This window comes from Pseudoalteromonas sp. S1609 (assembly GCF_005887255.1).
Taxonomy (GTDB): Bacteria; Pseudomonadota; Gammaproteobacteria; order Enterobacterales; family Alteromonadaceae; genus Pseudoalteromonas.
In genome coordinates, this window is sequence record NZ_PNDJ01000075.1 from 22,513 (window position 1) to 42,802 (window position 20,290).

Annotated in this window: 13 protein-coding genes and 1 pseudogene; 2 read left to right on the forward strand and 12 right to left on the reverse strand. The window is 40.1% G+C overall.

Going from position 1 to position 20,290, the window contains the following annotated elements; all coding sequences use genetic code 11:
- Positions 1-10 precede the first annotated feature (10 nt).
- From phoB to CWB76_RS17035, 9 genes and pseudogenes are all read right to left on the reverse strand, one after another.
- On the reverse strand, positions 11-700 hold the full coding sequence (gene phoB, locus CWB76_RS16995; RefSeq protein WP_008111196.1) for a phosphate regulon transcriptional regulator PhoB: 690 nt from the start codon (positions 698-700) through the stop codon (positions 11-13).
- Between the two features lie 638 nt (positions 701-1,338).
- Entirely contained in the window at positions 1,339-2,403 is a 1,065-nt protein-coding gene (fba, locus tag CWB76_RS17000) for a class II fructose-bisphosphate aldolase (protein WP_138609182.1), read from the reverse strand.
- 211 nt (positions 2,404-2,614) lie between these two features.
- Entirely contained in the window at positions 2,615-3,790 is a 1,176-nt protein-coding gene (locus CWB76_RS17005; protein WP_138609184.1) for a phosphoglycerate kinase, read from the reverse strand.
- Positions 3,791-3,839: 49 nt separating this feature from the next.
- Entirely contained in the window at positions 3,840-4,853 is a 1,014-nt protein-coding gene (epd, locus tag CWB76_RS17010; protein ID WP_138609185.1) for an erythrose-4-phosphate dehydrogenase, read from the reverse strand.
- 174 nt (positions 4,854-5,027) lie between these two features.
- Positions 5,028-5,768 (reverse strand): annotated as a pseudogene (locus CWB76_RS17015) (SIMPL domain-containing protein).
- A 121-nt stretch (positions 5,769-5,889) separates the two neighbouring features.
- Positions 5,890-6,513 carry a 3'-5' exonuclease gene (locus CWB76_RS17020; protein ID WP_138609187.1) on the reverse strand — a complete coding sequence of 208 codons (624 nt, stop codon included), beginning with the start codon at positions 6,511-6,513 and terminating at the stop codon, positions 5,890-5,892.
- A gap of 5 nt (positions 6,514-6,518) precedes the next feature.
- Positions 6,519-8,357 (reverse strand): DUF294 nucleotidyltransferase-like domain-containing protein, encoded by a 1,839-nt coding sequence (locus CWB76_RS17025; RefSeq protein ID WP_138609188.1) that lies wholly within the window; start codon positions 8,355-8,357, stop codon positions 6,519-6,521.
- A 139-nt stretch (positions 8,358-8,496) separates the two neighbouring features.
- Positions 8,497-10,221, reverse strand: coding sequence for a sodium:solute symporter family protein (locus tag CWB76_RS17030; RefSeq protein WP_109874178.1), 1,725 nt, complete (start codon positions 10,219-10,221; stop codon positions 8,497-8,499).
- Between the two features lie 10 nt (positions 10,222-10,231).
- Positions 10,232-10,495 carry a DUF4212 domain-containing protein gene (locus CWB76_RS17035; protein ID WP_008464847.1) on the reverse strand — a complete coding sequence of 88 codons (264 nt, stop codon included), beginning with the start codon at positions 10,493-10,495 and terminating at the stop codon, positions 10,232-10,234.
- Positions 10,496-10,954: 459 nt separating this feature from the next.
- Here CWB76_RS17035 and CWB76_RS17040 point away from each other — a divergent pair, with 459 nt between their 5' ends.
- Entirely contained in the window at positions 10,955-14,395 is a 3,441-nt protein-coding gene (locus CWB76_RS17040; protein ID WP_138609190.1) for a hybrid sensor histidine kinase/response regulator, read from the forward strand.
- A 42-nt stretch (positions 14,396-14,437) separates the two neighbouring features.
- Here the strand turns inward: CWB76_RS17040 and CWB76_RS17045 are convergent, their stop codons facing one another.
- The 3 genes from CWB76_RS17045 to CWB76_RS17055 form a co-directional block, all read right to left on the reverse strand.
- Positions 14,438-17,041 carry a DUF2339 domain-containing protein gene (locus tag CWB76_RS17045; protein ID WP_138609191.1) on the reverse strand — a complete coding sequence of 868 codons (2,604 nt, stop codon included), beginning with the start codon at positions 17,039-17,041 and terminating at the stop codon, positions 14,438-14,440.
- A gap of 76 nt (positions 17,042-17,117) precedes the next feature.
- Positions 17,118-18,017, reverse strand: coding sequence for a GGDEF domain-containing protein (locus CWB76_RS17050; protein WP_138609197.1), 900 nt, complete (start codon positions 18,015-18,017; stop codon positions 17,118-17,120).
- Between the two features lie 64 nt (positions 18,018-18,081).
- The gene (locus tag CWB76_RS17055; protein ID WP_138609193.1) at positions 18,082-18,666 is read right to left on the reverse strand and encodes a YqaA family protein; all 585 of its coding nucleotides are present in this window, start codon (positions 18,664-18,666) and stop codon (positions 18,082-18,084) included.
- Positions 18,667-18,811: 145 nt separating this feature from the next.
- Here CWB76_RS17055 and CWB76_RS17060 point away from each other — a divergent pair, with 145 nt between their 5' ends.
- Positions 18,812-20,044, forward strand: a complete 1,233-nt coding sequence (locus CWB76_RS17060; protein WP_138609195.1) for a TMEM143 family protein — start codon at positions 18,812-18,814, stop codon at positions 20,042-20,044.
- The last annotated feature ends 246 nt before the right edge of the window (positions 20,045-20,290 follow it).

The following is a 20,290-nucleotide window of genomic DNA, read 5'->3' on the forward strand; positions in this document are numbered from 1 at the left end:
CGAAGTAAACTTATAATTTACTCGAAAAGCGATAACCAGCACCGCGAACTGTTTGTACTAAGCGGTCATGCCCAAGCGTAGCAATTGCCTTACGCAGGCGACGGATATGAACATCTACAGTTCTATCTTCAACATAAACGTTAGTACCCCATACATGATCAAGTAATTGCTCTCGGCTATATACACGCTCAGGGTGGGTCATAAAAAAGTGTAACAGTCTAAATTCCGTTGGCCCCATATCTAGCTCACTGCCACCTGAGGTCACACGATGCGAAATAGGATCTAAACGTAAGCCATGTACTTCAATCGCCTCTTCAAGTGAGGTAGGAGCAACACGACGAATAACCGCTTTAATACGCGCCATTAACTCTTTAGGTGAGAACGGTTTTGTAACGTAATCATCAGCACCGACTTCTAAACCGCGTATTTTATCTTCTTCTTCGCCGCGGGCTGTCAGCATAATGATAGGAATTTGGCGTGTGTGTTCATTTTGCTTGAATTTTTTAGCGATTTGAATTCCACTACCGCCAGGTAGCATCCAATCGAGTAACACCATATCTGGATAAGGTTCAACCATTGCAGATATTGCAGAATCATAATCTTCTGCCTCAATGGCTTGAAACCCATTTTGTTCTAAAACAAAAACCAACATTTCCCTGATAGGTGCTTCGTCATCAACGACTAATACTTTACGTGACATTCCAATTTATCTCTTAGGCTATTGAGTAGGTTTCATTATTATGACTAAGTATGACATTTTTATTAAAGTGTAACGTCTAAATTAAAATGAGTGTAAAAAAAACACAAAATAGTGACAAAAAATAGAATTTGTCATATTTTTATCATCTTGAGCAGTAATAAAAAAGCGGTTTGAGGTGTTAATAGCTTAATAATTGCGCGTAGTTTTTATATTATTTATGAGATCATCAAATTACTAAGCGACGAGTTTTAACAACTATATTTTTAGTCTGATCATAAAAGCTGACTGCGCCACGACACTATTTAGATCAGCTTTATTAAGATCTTAAATATCAGGATCAGAGTTTTATCAAGCCGATCCCTTTGCGGATCACTATTTTACCCACTACTAAAGCTAAACCAATGATTTTTTGTATAATTTTCATTCTACCATTGCGCTTTACGATGCCTAAATGACTAAAACATGCCCATTTTAGCGCTTTAGTTAGTAAAGTAATGATCCCAGATATGACAAGTTAGTAATCGAGTGATCCCAAATTAATAACTAGGTAAAATACTGATCCCCCACAGATCAAAAAAGCCAGTGCATAGGCAACTGGCTTTTATAATGAGCGCGAGAGTATCGCTATTATTGGCTCATTATTTTATTTTTGGGTTTAGCTCACCGCTTAAGTATTTAAGGTGCATTTCATCTAACGAAATTGGCTTAATTTTACTTGCTTGACCTGCAGTACCAAACGCTTCGTAACGGGCAATACAAATATCAGTCATCGCTTGCGTTGCAGCGGCTAAGAACTTACGTGGGTCGAAGTTAGACGGGTTCATTGCTAAATGACGACGGATTGCACCGGTAGACGCTAAACGTAAGTCAGTATCAATGTTTACCTTACGCACACCGTATTTAATACCTTCAACAATTTGCTCTACTGGCACGCCGTAAGTTTCTGGGATCTCACCACCGTATTGGTTGATCACCTCTAACCACTCTTGTGGTACTGAAGACGAACCATGCATTACTAAATGCGTGTTTGGTATACGCGCATGAATTTCTTTAATACGATCAATTGCTAAAATGTCGTCGGTTGGTGGACGCGTAAATTTGTAGGCACCGTGTGATGTACCACAGGCAATAGCCAGCGCATCAACATGGGTTTTATTTACAAAGTCTGCCGCTTCTTCTGGATTTGTTAGCATTTGCTCAGTGGTAAGTTTACCCTCAGCGCCAACACCATCTTCTTCACCCGCTTCACCAGTTTCAAGTGAACCTAATACACCTAGCTCACCCTCTACAGATACGCCACACGCATGCGCCATTTCAACTGTTTTACGTGTTACATCAACGTTGTAATCGTAGCTTGAAGGTGTTTTACCATCGCTCATTAATGAGCCATCCATCATTACTGATGAAAATCCTAGCTGAATTGAACGCTGACATACACCCGGTGATGTACCGTGATCCTGATGCATAACCACTGGAATATGTGGCCATTCTTCAACTGCCGCTAAAATCATATGACGAATAAAAGGTGCACCGGCATACGCACGTGCGCCCGCAGAACCTTGCACAATAACAGGGCTGTTTGTTTTATCAGCCGCTTCCATAATTGCACGCATTTGCTCTTGGTTATTTACATTAAACGCGGGTACACCGTAACCATGCTCTGCACCATGATCAAGAAGTTGTCGCATACTGATTAAAGCCATTGGGTATTCTCCAATTTATCGGTAGTTATTTTACTACCTAGTTTGAACGGATTTGTTAGTTTGGCGCAATCACTGCGCCATGAATTAAAAGGCAAATGGCCTAAAATTCATATTATTAACGACTAAATAAAAGTGAGAGGTATTTACTCGTTAATTGTAGCAGATGTGGGATAAGCACATCTGCTTTACGGCTAGCTAATACCCAAAGGTATTATTTAGCGCGTGATTCTAGCATTGCAACTGCAGGTAATTTTTTGCCTTCTAAAAACTCTAAGAACGCACCACCACCTGTAGAAATATACGATACTTTATCACTAATGCCGTACTTATCAATTGCCGCTAGGGTGTCACCACCACCTGCAATAGAAAATGCTTTCGAATCAGCAATCGCTTTTGCAATGGCACGTGTACCATTACCAAATTGATCAAACTCAAACACACCCACTGGGCCATTCCATACAACCGTGCCCGCATTAGCAATAATTTTTGCAAGTTGATTAGCAGTATCAGGGCCAATATCAAAAATCATATCGTCGCTGGTGACTTCACTTACATCTTTAAGTGTTGCTACAGCTGACTCTGAAAACTCATTACCTACAACAACATCTGTGGGTACCGGTATTTCGCCATCGTTGGCTTTCGCTGCAGCGCATAAACGATTTGCTTCATCCATTAAATCAGCCTCATAAAGTGACTTACCTACAGGATGGCCAGCAGCTGCAATAAAGGTATTGGCAATACCGCCACCGGTAACAAGCTGATCAACAATTTTAGATAACGAATCAAGTACCGTTAACTTAGTGGATACTTTAGAGCCACCCACAATCGCCACTAACGGACGGGCTGGGTTATCAAGTGCTTTACCTAATGCGTCTAGTTCAGCCGATAATAATGGACCAGCACACGCTACATCAGCAAACAGACCCACACCATGGGTTGAAGCTTGTGCGCGATGTGCAGTACCAAAGGCATCCATTACGTAAACATCACATAATGCAGCTAGTTGCTTTGATAGGGCTTCGTCGTCTTTTTTCTCGCCTTTGTTAAAACGTACGTTTTCAAAAACAACCACTTCGCTATCTGCAACATCAACGCCGTTTAAGTAATCTTTTTCTAGGCGAACAGTTTGCTCAAGTGCATCATTTAAGTAATCAACAACGGGTGCTAATGAAAATTCGTCTTCGTATTGCCCTTCCGTAGGACGGCCTAGGTGTGACATAACCATCACTTTTGCACCTTTTTCTAGCGCAAGTTTGATAGTAGGTAGTGCAGCACGAATACGTGCGTCTGACGTCACTTTACCTGCTTTAACGGGTACATTTAAATCTTCACGAATTAATACACGCTTGCCGTTTAAATCTAAATCTGCCATTTTTATGACCGACATGAACATCTCCTTAGTTAACGATACTAAACCAATAAATACGTTTTAAATATTACTTAAATGCCATCATAGCACGAGCGGTATCAAGCATGCGATTCGCAAACCCCCACTCATTATCACACCAAACTAGTAATTTTATCAGCCGTTTATGACTAACACGTGTCTGTGTGCCATCAATAATACAAGAATGGGGATCGTGGTTAAAATCAACCGATACCAGCGGCTCTTCGGTGTAACTTAAAATACCCTCAAGCCTATCTTTAGCTTGTGCTTTAAGCGCACTATTAACCGCACTTAAATCTACATCGGTATTTACCGTGACACTTAAATCCATGGCGGTCACATTAATAGTCGGTACACGAACGGCAATAGCCTCAAAGCGGCCTTTAAATTTAGGTAAAATACGGTCGATACCACGGGCTAATTTTGTGTCTACCGGAATAATAGATTGGCTGGCGGCACGAGTTCGGCGTAAATCATGGTGATACGCATCAATCACTTGCTGATCGTTCATTGACGCATGAATAGTTGTAATAGCGCCAGACTCAATACCAAAGGCATCATCGAGTACTTTAATAACAGGAACAACGCAGTTGGTGGTACACGAACCATTAGAGACGATAGTATGCTCGTTTTTCAACTCATCGTCGTTTATGCCATACACAATAGTCGCATCTACATCGTTATCAGCAGGGTGCGAAAACAACACTTTTTTAGCACCTGCGGCAATATGTAACTGTGCATGCTCACGTGAGTGATACACGCCGGTACATTCAAGTACCACGTCAACACCTAGCGTTTGCCACGGTAATTCAACTGGATTTTCTTCACAAAATAACGCAATGGTGTCATCAGCAACGCTGATAGTGTCTTCACCTAGTTTAACTGGAAAAGTAAAACGACCATGAGAGGTGTCGTATTTTAATAAATGGGCAATAGCTTCAGGGTCGGCTAGTTCGTTAATTGCAACAATTTTGATCTCGTCGCTTAAGCCTGATTCGTATAGTGCACGGACAATATTTCGACCAATACGACCAAAACCATTAATTGCAAGTTTGATTGCCATGAAATATAAAATCCACTCTAGTTACGTACAGAGAAAGGCAGCGTCGCCTTTTAGATGGCGGTATTGTAATCGACCTTGCCTGCGATTATAAGAGCCAAGCATTAGAAACTTTAAATTAACGCCATAATCAACACGCAATGCGCTTTTACTTTTAACTCGGCTTTGCGATATTTGCTATTTTAGTTTTAAATCAAACACCACGTTTATTGATGCTTTAACGCTTATTCTTGCACCTAAATATTGCTGCTGCGTAAATGGGTTCTCGTTATTTCTAGCAGCCATGCTATTTCTGTGGCTGGATAAAATAATGTGCTTAACACCGCTCGCGTCGTAATCTGAGCTACTAGAATTTGCACTAATACTATAAACGTTGCCAAGTTCAGCACCAAAAGACTAAGCGAGCTTATTTCCCTTCGCTTTTGCGTTATCAATTGCTAATTGTGTCGCCTCTGCCTCTAACTGCGTGGCCTTGGAGGATAAACCATTAATTTTTTTGATATTGTCTATTTGTAAGCGTTGAGCAAAATCAATAAATTCATCGACTTTTTTAATATCTTTCAATGTGACTTTAACTGTTTTCAGAGCTAAATAATTATCGCTTAAAGCAATCCCTGATTCTGTACCAACCTTAGTGTATACCTTGCTTTTTAAACCCGATATATGAACATCGCCTTGGCCAAAATCATATTTATCTAATTCTTCAAGTAACACGCTGATCCGGCCATCAAGGTCTCGCTTAGCTTCAAGTAATGTATCTTCAATGCTTTTTACTTCAAATATAATTTGAGCCATATCTGGCTCAACTAATACCTCAGCTGTGCCATGTACAGAAATATGACGATTAGTTGGCACGCTTGAATTAGCAAAAGTAATAAGAAGGCATAAGATAATAAAAATAGCGGTGATAAGTTTCATATTCGTTCCTTGAATTTTTAATCAAATACGCGTTCCCATAATTATACAAACAAGAATAAAAGTAAACTGCATGCAATTAAGCTTAGTGCATACTTTATTGTTAGGTTTCGCTCTAACCAACCTACATTAGATCGCCTACTTTAAGTTCTTTACCGGCGCCTATTTGATGGCATTGGGCTAATAACAGCTCAGCAGTGGCTTGTGCATCGGTAAGCGCATGATGGCAATGATAGCTTGGTAAATCGTAGCGATTACGGCATTCATTTAAGGTTAAATCATCTAATTTTATATCGCTTGCGTGTTGCAGTAAGCGCTTTTTTTCTATTTGTAAGGTATCGATGATCAGCTTAGGCCGCTGGATGATCCCTGCATTTTTTATTGCTAACTTTAAAAAGCCCCAGTCGAGCATGGCATTATGAAATACTAAAATGCAGTCACTAAAGTGAGCACTTAAAGACATTAAAATACTCTGTAGACTTTGCCCTTGTGCCACCGAGTCAGTACTAATGCCGTGAAAAACAGGGCTTTGCTCTAGACTTTTAACCTCTTTATTAACGATATGCTGCGATTGACTATTCTTGATACATTGATTATCAATCAGTACCCAAGCAACCGAGACAATTTCATGTTGTTTAGGATCAAGCCCTGTTAATTCCAAATCAATCACTAAATAACGTTGCTTTAAAGCACTTTGCGCAAGCAAATGGCGACGCTTTAAGTACCGCGTAATAAGCTGCTTAACCATTATTGTTACAAACTCCCACGCGCAAATTTAAACGCCGCGCCTTGCTGCGCTTGTTTTACTAGGTAAAACGCTTCTTTAAGCTGATGACGCTCTAACGAATTGAGTTTGTCTGGGTTAATACAATTACTAGGTAACCCTTCTTCGTTTATTTGCGTGCGCAGCCGAAGCTGAGTTAAAAATCGCCAACAATCTTTTAAATTATAAATATCTTCTTTGCTTAATAGTGAATACTTTAATAAAGCATCCAACCTCTCTTGGGTGTTAGCACGGCGAATGCCTACTTTTAATGCATAAAGTCGCGCTAGATCGTTAATGATCACCACCCCGCGCTTTTTAAGATCGATGTACTTATGGTGTTGCTCTGTTTTTTCGGTTTTAAAGTTATTGAATAAACCAATCGGCGCACTATTAGCATTAACATCGCTGGCCATTGCCGCATAAAAAAGATCGTTGCGAGAAATATGGGTCAACTCTTCACAAAACTGGCTATAGAGTGTGGTTGAGCCTTCAATAAAACGCAGATCAAAAAAGATTTTACAGTTTAGCATTGCCTGGGGTGTGGGACTGGTGATCCACTTTAAAAACTTCGCCCGCCAATCTCTAACACTCATTCGACATGCATCACTGCTAGCCATTATGTTACCAGGACAACGACGAATGCCGCACTCAACTAAGTTTTCACAAACAAATTCGCCCATCTGTTTAAAATATGCGTGCTGTTCATCGTTTAGACCATCAGGTAATAACAAGCCATTATCTTGATCTGAATGCAGTGTTTGCTCTTCGCGCGCTTGAGAGCCAAAACAAATAAAACTAAAACTGGTTGGCGCGGCGCCATGGTGTTGTTGAAATAAAAAAATTAGCCGCGAGGTCAACGCATCGGTTAAACCACTGAGTAACTTTCCGATCAGCGAAATATCATCAATATTATTTGAAAACCCTTTTAATAACTCAGGAATTTCTTTCGCGTAACGTTTTAAATCAGCCACATTATGGGCCTTGTAAATACGACCAATTAGCTGCACTGGGTCGCTTTTTTGTTGGCGTAGTAAGTCTGTACTGGTGATCATTCCTAGCGGTTTGTGGTTTTCGTCAAGCACAGGTAAATGATGAATATTATGCTTAAGCATTAAGTGCAGCGCTGAAAATACGCGGTTATTTTCAAATATAAACTTAGGCTTATTGGTCATAATACTATTGATAGCTTGCGCGGGATCCACTTCATCAGCAAGCACTCGGTTACGTAAATCCCGATCTGTAACTACCCCAACAAGATGCGAATTTTCGGTGATCATCATTGATGAAATCCCATGCTCTTGCATTTGTTTAGCACTATGACGGATGCTGGCATCGGGGGGCAGCGTAATCGCTTTGCGAGTCATGATCTCTGATATTTTACGCTCAGACCAGCTGTCGTTGTTACTTTTATAATGTGATGACAGCAATCGATTAGCATGAGCACGAACAAAGTATTGCTCGAATGCTTTATATTCTCGACGTAAGTAATCAAAATCCGTTTGGTCGAGCATATAGACAATGCCCTCTTTTTGTACTTCTAAACTGTTTTGTATTGAATCTCCCGTCAGTAACGAGGGGTAACCAAAGTAATCACCTTGAGTTAAACGCGTTACCGTATCGCCTTGAGCATCCACTAAATCGTATAACCCGGAACGAATTAAAAATAATTTAGGCTGTTCACTGTTAAGCCATTGCGTTTGGTTTTCTCGGGTCAAATAAATACTATCGAGATGGTTAACAAAATAACTGCAGGCGCTGTCCTGTAACATTGAAAATGGTGCTTGCTTGTTAATAAACTGCGCGACTTCCTGTTGCTCACTACTCATAAATCATCCTCAATAAAAAGCGACTTAACCTGAAATATGGTTATTTAATATAGCGATTATTTAATGTAGTCATTATTTAAACAAATAAAAAGCCCGACTTAAGTCGGGCTTTGATGGGTTATATCATTAGATATATGGATTAGTGAGCATGCGCTTCACTAGACCCTTTAGGATTACGAATACCTTCAACCATTTCTTGAATTTCAACTGGTGTCGGTTGAGTCATTTTCATAACACCTGCAGCTACTGCAAAGTTAATGATCATGCCTACTAAACCAATCCCTTCAGGTGAAATACCTAAGAACCAATTTTCAGGGCTATTAAGCTCTGGACTCACAAACTTGAAGTAGATGATGTATGCAGCAGTAAAGGTGATACCCGTTACCATGCCTGCAATTGCACCATGTTTATTCATTGATTTAGAGAAAATACCCATAATAATTGCAGGGAAGAAGCTCGCCGCCGCTAAGCCGAAGGCAAAGGCAACAACCGAGGCCACAAATCCTGGCGGGTTAATCCCAAAGTAGGCGGATATTACAATAGCAATCATTGCTGCCAACCTCGCTGCAAGTAATTCTTGCTTGTCGGTTATATCCGGTTTGAGTGTCCGTTTAAGTAAATCGTGCGATACTGAGGTTGAAATAACCAATAGTAAGCCCGCTGTAGTAGACAGTGCCGCGGCAATACCACCTGCTGCAACGAGTGCAATAACCCAGGCTGGTAAGTCGGCTATTTCAGGATTCGCTAGTACCATAATATCGCGGTCAACATTTACTTCGTTTGCGCTATTAGGGTCAGTGATTTTACCTGATGTGTAGAACATTTTGCCGTCACCATTTTTATCATTAAAGGTGATTAGGCCTGTGCGTTCCCAGTTTTTGATCCAAGCTGGTGCCTCTGCATACGCTGTACCACTTCCGTCTTTACCATTAATTGTATCAATCATGTTTACACGGGCAAACGAAGCTACTGCAGGTGCTGTTGTGTAAACAATAGCAATAAACACCAGTGTCCATGCTGCTGAAATACGTGTGTCTTTAACGCGAGGTACTGTGAAAAAGCGAACAATTACGTGTGGTAAACCAGCAGTACCCACCATAAGAGCACCTGTAATTGCAAATACATCAATCATGCTCTTTGAGCCTTCAGTGTATTGGCCAAATCCAAGCTCGGTACTTAAACCATCGAGCTTATCAAGTACATACATACCTGAGCCATCACTTAGCGTGGCACCAAAGCCTGTTTGTGGAAAAAAGTGACCTGTTGCCATCATAGAGATAAAAATAGCCGGTACTAAATAAGCAAATACCAGTACACAATACTGCGCAACTTGCGTGTAAGTAATACCTTTCATGCCACCAAGTACGGCATAGAAGAAAACAATGATCATACCGATATAAACACCGGTTTCAATTTCAACTTCTAAGAAGCGAGAGAACACTACACCAACACCACGCATTTGACCCGCAATGTAAGTAAAACAAATAAAGATGGCACATAAAATAGCCACTAAACGCGCAGTACGTGAGTAGTAACGGTCACCGATAAAGTCTGGCACGGTAAACTTGCCGAATTTACGTAAGTAAGGCGCTAAACACATAGCCAGTAGTACATAACCACCGGTCCACCCCATTAAGTAAACACTTCCGTCGTAACCCGCAAACGAGATAATACCCGCCATTGAAATGAATGACGCAGCACTCATCCAATCCGCAGCAGTTGCCATACCATTGGCTAGTGGAGGTACACCACCACCAGCAACGTAGAATTCATTTGTGGACCCAGCTCGAGCCCAAATTGCAATACCGATATAAAGCGCAAAGCTTAAACCGACAATTATAAATGTGAGTATTTGAACATCCATTGACTAGCTCCTATTCGTCTACGCCATATTTTTTATCTAACGTATTCATTTTGAAAACGTACACAAAAATCAAAGCCACAAAGGTATAAATCGCGCCTTGCTGGGCGAACCAGAAGCCAAGTTTAAACCCAAAAAAACGTACTTCATTAAGTACATCAACCAATAATATGCCAAAGCCAAAAGAGACCACAAACCATACTGCTAATAATTTAAACAGTAATGAAATGTTTTCTGCCCAATAAGCTTTTGCTTGTTCTTCATTTTTAAAAGCCATTTTTATTTTCCCCTTTAAACATCACGATTGTGATGGGTGGTTTTTTATATTCGTTAACCAATTTAGCAATGCAATTCAAATATTGAATTGCGACAATAGTCGTAACAACATATTAACGTTTCCGTAAACTGCGCATGATCAATTAATAAACAACTCATGAACCACTTAAATTTCAGTAGCTTAATAGATTTTTATTGCTCAAGCTTTTAGCCAAATTAAAACAAACCGTGGGAATAAGACATTAGTCTAACTAAATAGACAAAAACAAATTAACCCTTAAATATCATAGTTTTATTTTATTTATAGATAACATAAACAAAATGTATACCCCCTACTTTATTTGCAGCTAGGTATTGTTAATAAGCAAACTACTTCAAACTCCAACTGGCGCTCGCATCTTGAAATAGTTTGGGTATAGTTATGACAAATTATAAAAACACTCTACGAGGTTAAATAAACATGACAGCTGTACTACTCATTGTTGCCTTTGGCTACATAGGCGTGCTGTTTTGGCTGGCAAATTGGGGTGATAAGACCACCCCACTTGCCAAGCGTATTAGTCATCACCCATTTGTGTATTCATTTGCATTGGGAATTTATTGTACTTCGTGGACTTACTATGGCTCGGTAGGCACCGCTGCAACTAGTAGTTGGAGCTTTTTGCCTATTTTATTAGGACCCGCCTTACTGTTTTTTTTCGGCCAAGGCTTTTTACGTAAACTGGTATTGGTGAGTAAAAAACAAAATATCACCACTATTGCCGACTTTATTTCAGCGCGTTACGGCAAACGCCAAACCACTGCAATTATGGTGACCATTATTGCCTTATTAGCCACTATTCCTTACATTGCATTACAATTAAAAGCGCTTAGTTCTAGCTTTTTACTTTTGCAAAATAGTAATCAGATATCTGGGGATATTTTGGCGTTATCGGCCACTTTAATGATGGCGCTATTTGCTATATTTTTTGGCACGCGCAAAGTTGATGTAACCGAGTACCGATCGGGCTTAATGCTCGCTGTGGCGTTTGAGTCGCTAATAAAGTTGTTTGCTCTGGCGGCTGTTGCAGGGCTTGCAATATATAGCTTATTTAATTTACCCACAGAGGGTTCTAGCCAAGTTGCCGAGTCAATTTGGCTGCATTGGGCGCAGTTCGACTTTTTTAGCTTTAACTTTATAGGTCAGTCACTAATGGCGGCGGCCGCTATAATTTGTTTGCCAAGGCAGTTTCATGTCACCGTGGTTGATAACCAAGATAAACGCCATTTATTTACTGCTCGCTGGGCTTTTCCATTGTACTTGTTATTAACCGCAGCAATGATTTTACCTATTGCCACCGCTGCTATTCACCCAGAAATAGGCCGCAGTTTATCCCCAGACAGCTTTGTACTGGCACTGCCTATGCTGCACGATAACGCTTTTTTAACCACCTTTGTGTTTATAGGTGGGCTTTCTGCTGCCACAGCCATGATTGTTGTTGCAACACTTACACTAAGCACCATGATCTCCAACGACGTGGTGCTCCCCTTAATGTTGCGCCGTAAATTTAAACGTAATTTAATCACCACTAGCTACAAATCCCGCATTTTATTAGTACGGCGCTTTACCATTGCTGGGGTGCTTATTTTAGCCTACTTCTATCAGCAATGGTTTGGTAGTGGCAGTGCGCTAGCCAGTATGGGGTTAGTGGCTTTCTCATTAGTGTCACAATTATTGCCTGCTATTGTGGGTGGTTTATATTGGCGAAAAGGTCATGCTTATGGTGTTTATGCTGGGCTACTCGCAGGGGTCATTTGTTGGGTGCTATTTTTGATGTTGCCTATTTTAGAAGCCCCTAACCCACTAGACAGTGAACTGCAACAAACGCTTATAACTAGAGGCACCTTAATCGCATTGTTTGCTAATATTGGCTGTTACATTAGCTTTTCCTTGGGAGCTGAAGAGCGCTTAATCGATAAAATTCAAGCGGCGGCATTTGTTAATCCCAAAGATCAGGCCATTTTATCTCGTCGCTTAAATAAAAACGTAAAAGCCACGGTATACGACTTTAAAATTTTACTGCAAACCTTTTTAGGCATTCAGCGTAGCCAGCAAATTTTATCGCATTACGCACTCCATCATGATTTAAACGACAACAATGCACACCCTCGCGCTGACTTTATTGCCTACTGCGAACGCGCACTGACTGGAGTATTAGGTGCTTCCTCTGCGCAAGCACTTATTCATACAGTATCATCTGGCAAACGAATGGCGTTTGAAGAAGTGGTAAACTTTTTTGATGAAACCACACAAGCACTGCAGTTTAATCAGAACTTACTATTTACCTCACTAGAAAACTTAAGCCACGGACTATCTGTGGTAGATAAAGATCTTAACCTCGTTGCTTGGAATAAGCGCTATAGCGAAATGTTTAACTACCCTGAGGGTTTTTTACAAGTTGGCCAGCCCATTGAAGAAATAATACGGTATAACGCAGAGCGCGGTGAATGCGGCCCCGGTGAAATCGAGCGCCATGTTGATAAGCGGGTTCAGCATTTAAAAAATGGCAGCTCACATCACTTTATTCGTCATCGTCGAAATGGCCAAGTTTACGAAATGATAGGCAACCCACTACCTGATGGGGGGTTTGTAACGAGTTTTTCTGATATTACTAATCATATTAGTACGCAAAATGCGCTCGAAGAAATTAATATGGACTTAGAAAACCGCATTGAAGCGCGCACCCAAGAAGTGCAAACCATTAATAGTAGCCTGCAAGCACAAATCGATAGTCGCGTACAAACAGAGCAAGCACTTACTTTAGCTAAACGTGAAGCTGAGCAAGCGAATGATAGTAAAACTCGCTTTTTAGCACTGGCCAGCCATGATATTTTACAACCGCTCAATGCGGCACGATTATATCTCGCCGCCATTGATGAAACTCAATTAGATAGCACCAATAAAAATAACTTTAATAAGCTAGGTGATAGCCTCGATTCCACCGTGCATTTAATGTCGGCTTTATTAGAAATTGCCAAGCTAGAGCAAGGGGCAATGACCCCAAATCCTCGTCACTTTTACATTGATGATATTTTAGATCCCCTTAAAAGCGAATATGCGATTTTATCGAGCGATAAAGGACTCTCATTTAAAGTACGTTCAAATAAGCAAATAGTACACAGCGACATTACTTACTTACGCCGAATACTACAAAACTTACTGTCAAATGCGATTAAATACACCGAAAATGGCCGTGTATTAATTGCCTGTAGAAACAGAAAGCACAGTTTACGGATTGAAGTATGGGATACCGGCCCTGGTATTAGCGACATTGAACAAGCAAAAATATTTAACGACTTTTATCGAATTGAAGCTAGCGACAATAAAGGCGTTGGCTTAGGTTTAGGGGTGGTTAAACGTATGGCTGATTTATTGAGCCTGCCGATTGATGTGGTTTCATTACCTAATAAAGGCAGCCGATTTAGCATTGAAGTGCCTTATGGTGATGCGCAATTAGTACAGCAAAAACAATCCAGTCAAAATATAGTCGACAACCGCGCCGCGATAAATATTATTGCCGTTGACGACGACCCTGAAAACCTTGCAGCCATGGCTAGCCTATTAAAGCGCTGGCAGGCAAATTACACCCTATTCGATAAAGTGGACGCGGTGTTAACTTATGCAAAAGAACAGGGCGCACCTGATGTTATTTTAATGGACTATCAGTTAGGTAATGATTGGGATGGCATTACTTTAATTAAAGCGCTACGCGAAATTTGGCAAAGCGATATTCCGGCTATTTTAATTACCGCAGTGCGTGACACTGAGCTAAAACAAACCACCAAAGCCGAAAATATTCATTATCTGAGTAAACCAGTAAAACCTGGTAAGCTTAAAGCACTGCTGAACCACAGCACTTAACGATTAATAAGAGCTTAAGCCCAGTAAGTACTGGGCTTGAACTTAACTATGAATGCGCTCTCTGAGTTTTTGGAATAACCAACTAAGCCCTACCAGCGACAGCCCTAAACCAATGAAGGACAATGCTTTTAGAAGTCCCGTTAAATTTGCCATATCTATTAAAAACACCTTAACAATTACAGCGCCAAGAATACCTAAACCAACATTTTGCAGTAACCGTTGCTGTTTTAAATGCCCGGCTATCACTACCAGCGCGCCGAGTAATAACCAAATAACCGAATAGCTATATAGCTCGGCGTCGCTGGTTGCTTTATCAAGGTAGATGAAGCCGCCTTGCCAATATTGACGGATCAAGGTGTTGATAGCTAATACCGCTAATAAACCAGACACACCGAGTGTAATTTGACTCAATTTAGCATTTAACGATTTAACTAAACTCGCTAACCATAACACCAGCAGACTCGGGACCAACCAGATTAAAAGCACCCAGTTAAAGATTGGTGTTTCACCAACATAAAGACGCATTAATAACGGATTATTATCTAACGTTGTTTGAATTAACAACAGGCCAGCTAACGCTGATAAAATCAAAGCTGCAGTGCGGTATAACTTACCCAGCTGCCCTGCACTTTGCGCGCGATATAAATAAACGCAGCCTAAAGCAAGCAAGTTACAACTGAGCAAAACTTGCTCATAAAAACTTAAAGAAAACAGCTGAGGGTAGTGCCCTACCAGTTGATAACTGGTTTCGGTTGTCACAAATAACGCTAAACTATGCAGTGCTGCTCCTTCAAGCCATATTTTTAGTTTTGAAGTATTAAAACATTTAGCCGCTGCAAAAAATAACCCAATACACAGCGGGTAAACAACTAAGCTCCAATGCAAACCAAATATGCTTAGCTCATCATAACTAGGCGTCCACGGCGATAAGGTAAGGCGTAAAAGTAATGCCGCCACAAGGGCTTTTATTGGCCAGTGTGGCATAGCCACATTGTATTTTTTTATCAGTAAGCTCAGCAGTAATACTTGAACAGCCAGTGCAATGGTAAGGCCGCTATCACTCAGTAACATTGTAATTGCTAAGGTGATATTGGCGTTTGCCCCCACCCAATAACTAAAGCGTTGCCATAAGGTTGTATTATTTTGCGTAAATTTAATTAACACGGCACTCATTAAACATAGCAATACCGCCCAAAGAGGGTAAGCGGTTGCTAAAGCCGTATTTGGGATCATCGCATACAAAGTGCCCACCAAGACAAACACGCTTAATGAAGCAAGCAGATGAAAAGTTAATCGTTTTGGGTATTTATTACCAAAATAGAGTCCATAGCCACTTAACCCAAGAGCAAGTAATAGGCCTAACCCGTACTCATTTTTAAAAATAAATAACGCGTCATCAAAGGTGTAAGTTTGTTTAGCACTGACCACTAATAACAGCGCAACCAATAAAGAGACCCCTTGCCACGCATCCCAACGGCTATTTTTTAGCACTAAAAATAGTAACAAAGCGATGCTTAATAACGCCACGATTTGCCATTGTAAATTAAACACACTCAACAGCATGGCAATCATTAAAGGAGCAATAAAGGCCAGTAACAAACCGTGGTCTGGAAATAAATTAACTAACCGTTTAAAGCTGTGCGGGCGTACTTCAAGGGTGTTAAAGCCCAAGCCTAAGCGTGCAATAGCGATTAATCCTAAAATACTTAACAACGCAAAAGCGCCTATTAACCACACTGTGTCGTAGTTAAATAGAGTGAGTCCAACCAAGTACCAGCCAATATGCCCTACCCATAGTAAATACCACAGCCAAATACGCTTTACTTTATGTGCCACAACTGCTGCGGCAACACTCACAAGGGCAACATAAATAAGCAAAGAAAATAACTGCCCACTGCCCGTATTTACCCAAACAGGGACACTGTAAGCGCCTATAATGCCTATTACAGCAAGTAAAGGGCCTAACTTTATTGCCATTGCACTAGCACACACAGCAATAACTGCTAAGCCAATAAATGCCCACTCAGCACTTAGCATGCTAAAGCTGTTATAAGCCAAAAACATTAAGGCAAAACAAGTTATAAAGCCGCCACTTGCAAGGGCTGCAGGAATATAATTATTAAAGCCCTCAAAAACGATGCGTTTATAATGTAAATAATACGCTGCTGCGATTAAGCCAATACCAAATAATCCACCAGCGCTGAGCCTCATTGCTGGTGAAAGTAACCCCGCCTCTAAACTGTATTTTGCTAAAAACACGCCACCTAAAGCCAAAGCAATAGCACCAATCCAGGTCATCCAGTTTTGTTCAAAGCCAGCACGTAATTGTTTAAAAAGCAGTTCAATACTCGATGGTTTTTTAGTTATCGTTTTACGAGGTGGTGGAGGTTTAATGCTTACTGGTTTATTAACAGCAGCAGGAATATCTGAGCGGTTTAGAGGTATTGCGTTATCTACTTGAGGGTCAGCGGAGGATTTTTCATTTTTTGCTACATTTTGATTTGACTCAAACTGTAATAGTTTTAGTTTTAATACTGCAACCTCTTGTTTAAGGGTGTTCAATTGCACTAAGGCTACTAATCCACAAATAGCCCCTGCAACAATCGCAATAGATATAATAATTGCTAATCCGATTAACTCATCCATAAAGTCCCTTTTTTATCTTGTAACAGAAGTCCCCAAAAATAGCACAAGCGAAATCTATTTTATAAAATTACTATGTTTAAGCAACCTCAAGGCGATCACGGCCTGCTTTTTTAGCTCGGTATAATGCCTGATCTGCACGTTTCATTACATTTTCAAAACTCTGATCGCTGCTACGGTGCGCAATACCGATACTAACCGTTAAAGAACGCTGATTTTGTACTGTAATAGTGCGAGCAGTTTCTAGAATAGTCTGCGCAAAGTTAAGCACTTCATCAAGCTCATAACTAGGCAGGTAAGCGGCGAATTCCTCACCGCCTATGCGAGCAAAAATATTTTCATTTTTAAAAAGATGGTTCACTTTATCTGCGAACTGTTTAAGCACCTGATCGCCCACATCATGGCCAAAATCGTCATTAATACGTTTGAAATGATCAAGATCTATGATTAAAACAGTGTAAGGATTATTAACAATCTCCTTCACATGCTGATAAAAACAGCGTCGATTATACACTTTAGTTAAATCATCTATGATAAATTCTTGCGCCAACCGAGTGTGCATTCGCTGCATAAAGTGCATGGTTTTAAATAAACCATAAACGGTAATTAACATACCCAATGTGCGACATAAATCCTCTACGTAATTACTTATCCAAAGAGGCTGATGTATTACTTCATCAAGCACATCGGCAGTAGATGCTACAGTCCATAACATTAAACCGATACTGACATACAAATAGGCTTTTTTAGCTAATTGTGAGCATTGCACCATAAAGAAAATTGTAAAAATAACCACTAAGTTAATAAAGTCAGTGGTAAAGCCGTAAAGATTTTGTTTGAAATCCAATAAAGGAAAGCGCATTAACGAAAAAATTGAAAAGCCAATAATAAATGCCAGCATAGCTAAAATTAACAGTTTGTTTAATCTGGTAATTTTTACAAAGCGGCTGAGCTTAAGGCTCACTTTTTCCGGATTCATCATAGGCTGTATTTAAACTTATTATTGTTGCTAAAAACTATACCATAAACTTAAACTGCTTTATTTATATTTGTGTACTAATTATCCAGCCAATAGCAATTAAAATAGTTAATCCAATCATAGTCTTAGTTTTGTGCTTACTGATAATACGTTCAGCTTGATTGCCCGCATAATACACCACTATTGCCAAACCAAAATAACGTATAGAGCGAGCAATAGCGCTTGCTAATAAAAACAGCGCCAGAGAATACTTAGTTGCGCCAGCGGCTAGCATCGCAATTTGAAACGGAATAGGCACGATGCCTAGGCTTAATACAAACCAAAATCCTTGTGCCTGCATTTTTTGTTTTACGTTTTCAAACTGCTCAGGGCTTGAGAATGTATTGATAACCCAATCGCCAATTATATCAAATAAGTAATAGCCTAAAGCATAGCCAAATAGCGCACCTACAATACAGCCTAGTGTTGCCATAAGGGCAATTTGCCAGAGCTTTTCTCGTCGTGCTTGCATAAGTGGTACCAGCACCGCCTCGAGTGGAATGGGCACTATGGTGGATTCTAAAAATGAGGCGATAGTAATCCCACCCAACATATTTTTAGACTCAATAAACTGACGTGTTTTTTGCTTGAGCTTTTTTTGTATAGCCATAAACGTCCTGTTAGCAATTAGGTAAGTGACTAAATCATCTCATAATAAGGTTAATGCTACCTGAAGAAATACAGTCAACATAGTAATCATTATAAGACTGCTTTATTATCTTTATATACCATTATACTTTTAAAATTTTCACAATATGCAAACTGCTCGCTACATTCCCTTTAGAAAACACGACATCATTACAATGTGCGCCAAAGAGCTTAATAAAGACCAACAAACTTCTTTTAAGCAGCTTTGTGAACTTTTAGCCAGCTTAATTCACTTTCATTACCATGGCACACTTGAGTCATTAAAAAATAATTACGCGCCTTTTGATCCAAATAGCGATACTCGTTTGATAAACAGCGTGACTGATGAACAAAAAGCGCAGTGCCAACGTGATTTTGCTAAAGATTTTGCCAAAGTTCTAAACGCGGCTAATTTTGAAGTGATCACCCATCAAGACTTGCAAGATGCACTAAACGAAGAATCACTATTTAAAGTGCGCCTTGAGGTAGAGTTTGAGGATTTTGAAGAAGTGGTTTTTTATCGCCGTGGCGAGTCGCAACTCACCGAAACCATAACCAGTTTTTGGGGGTTACGTAAAAAGCCACTGCATTTTACCAACTACGATCGCGTAGCAGTATTTATCCGTTTTAAAGACAAAGCCTATTTTGAATCAAAAAATAAACTACCTATGGGGTTTGAGCCCAGCTCAACCATAGTAAAACTATTTCAAAATGTGCCAAAAGCTGACTTAGAAATGCTATTTCCTAATAGCGAAGTACGCATGCGCCCTATTGATAAAGTGATTATTGGCTCATCGGCACTTATTGGCGGTGCGGTAGTATTAGTTACCAAACTGGGCGCCTCATTACTTTTACTGTTTGCTTTGTTTACATTTTGGGGAGGGTTTAGTGATAAAGCCGTTACCATGACTCAGCAGCACTTTATTACGTTAGCCATTGGTATTGGAGTATTTGGCAGTTTTGTGTTTAAAGAGTGGAGTAAATTTAAAAACCGTAAAATTAAATTTATGAAAGCACTGAGCGATAATCTTTACTTTAAAAACCTTGATAACAACGCCGGTGTTTTTCATACCCTTATAGACGCCGCCGAAGAAGAAGACATAAAAGAAGCTCTGCTTGCCTATACATTTTTACTAAAATCAGAAAGTGGCTTAAGCGCACAAATGCTTGATGAGCAAATAGAGACGTGGTTTAAAACAAAGTATAAATGCGAGCTAGATTTTGAAATTAGCGATGCGCTTGAAAAGCTTAAACGCATGCATTTAGTAACTTGCACAAACACCCTATATAACGCGATAAATCTAGAGCACGCAAAAGCCATATTAGATGAGCGCTGGGATAACCTATTTCAATATAACTAAGCAACTCTTTACTTAACAAAAAAGCAGCTGACAATTCAGCTGCTTTTTATGTTATTACCTAATTGGTAATTAGCTAGGGTCTGTTGATCTTTCAAGGTTGAATTTGCAGCAGTTTGTTTGGTATTTAGGCAAGGCGGAGCCTATGTGGTGTGGTTATTCCCCATAAATAGGCGATAACGTAGCATCAATGCCAAACAGGCGCTGCCCTAAGGGTTCTGCCTAGGGGCGATTTACTCTTTGTTGCTC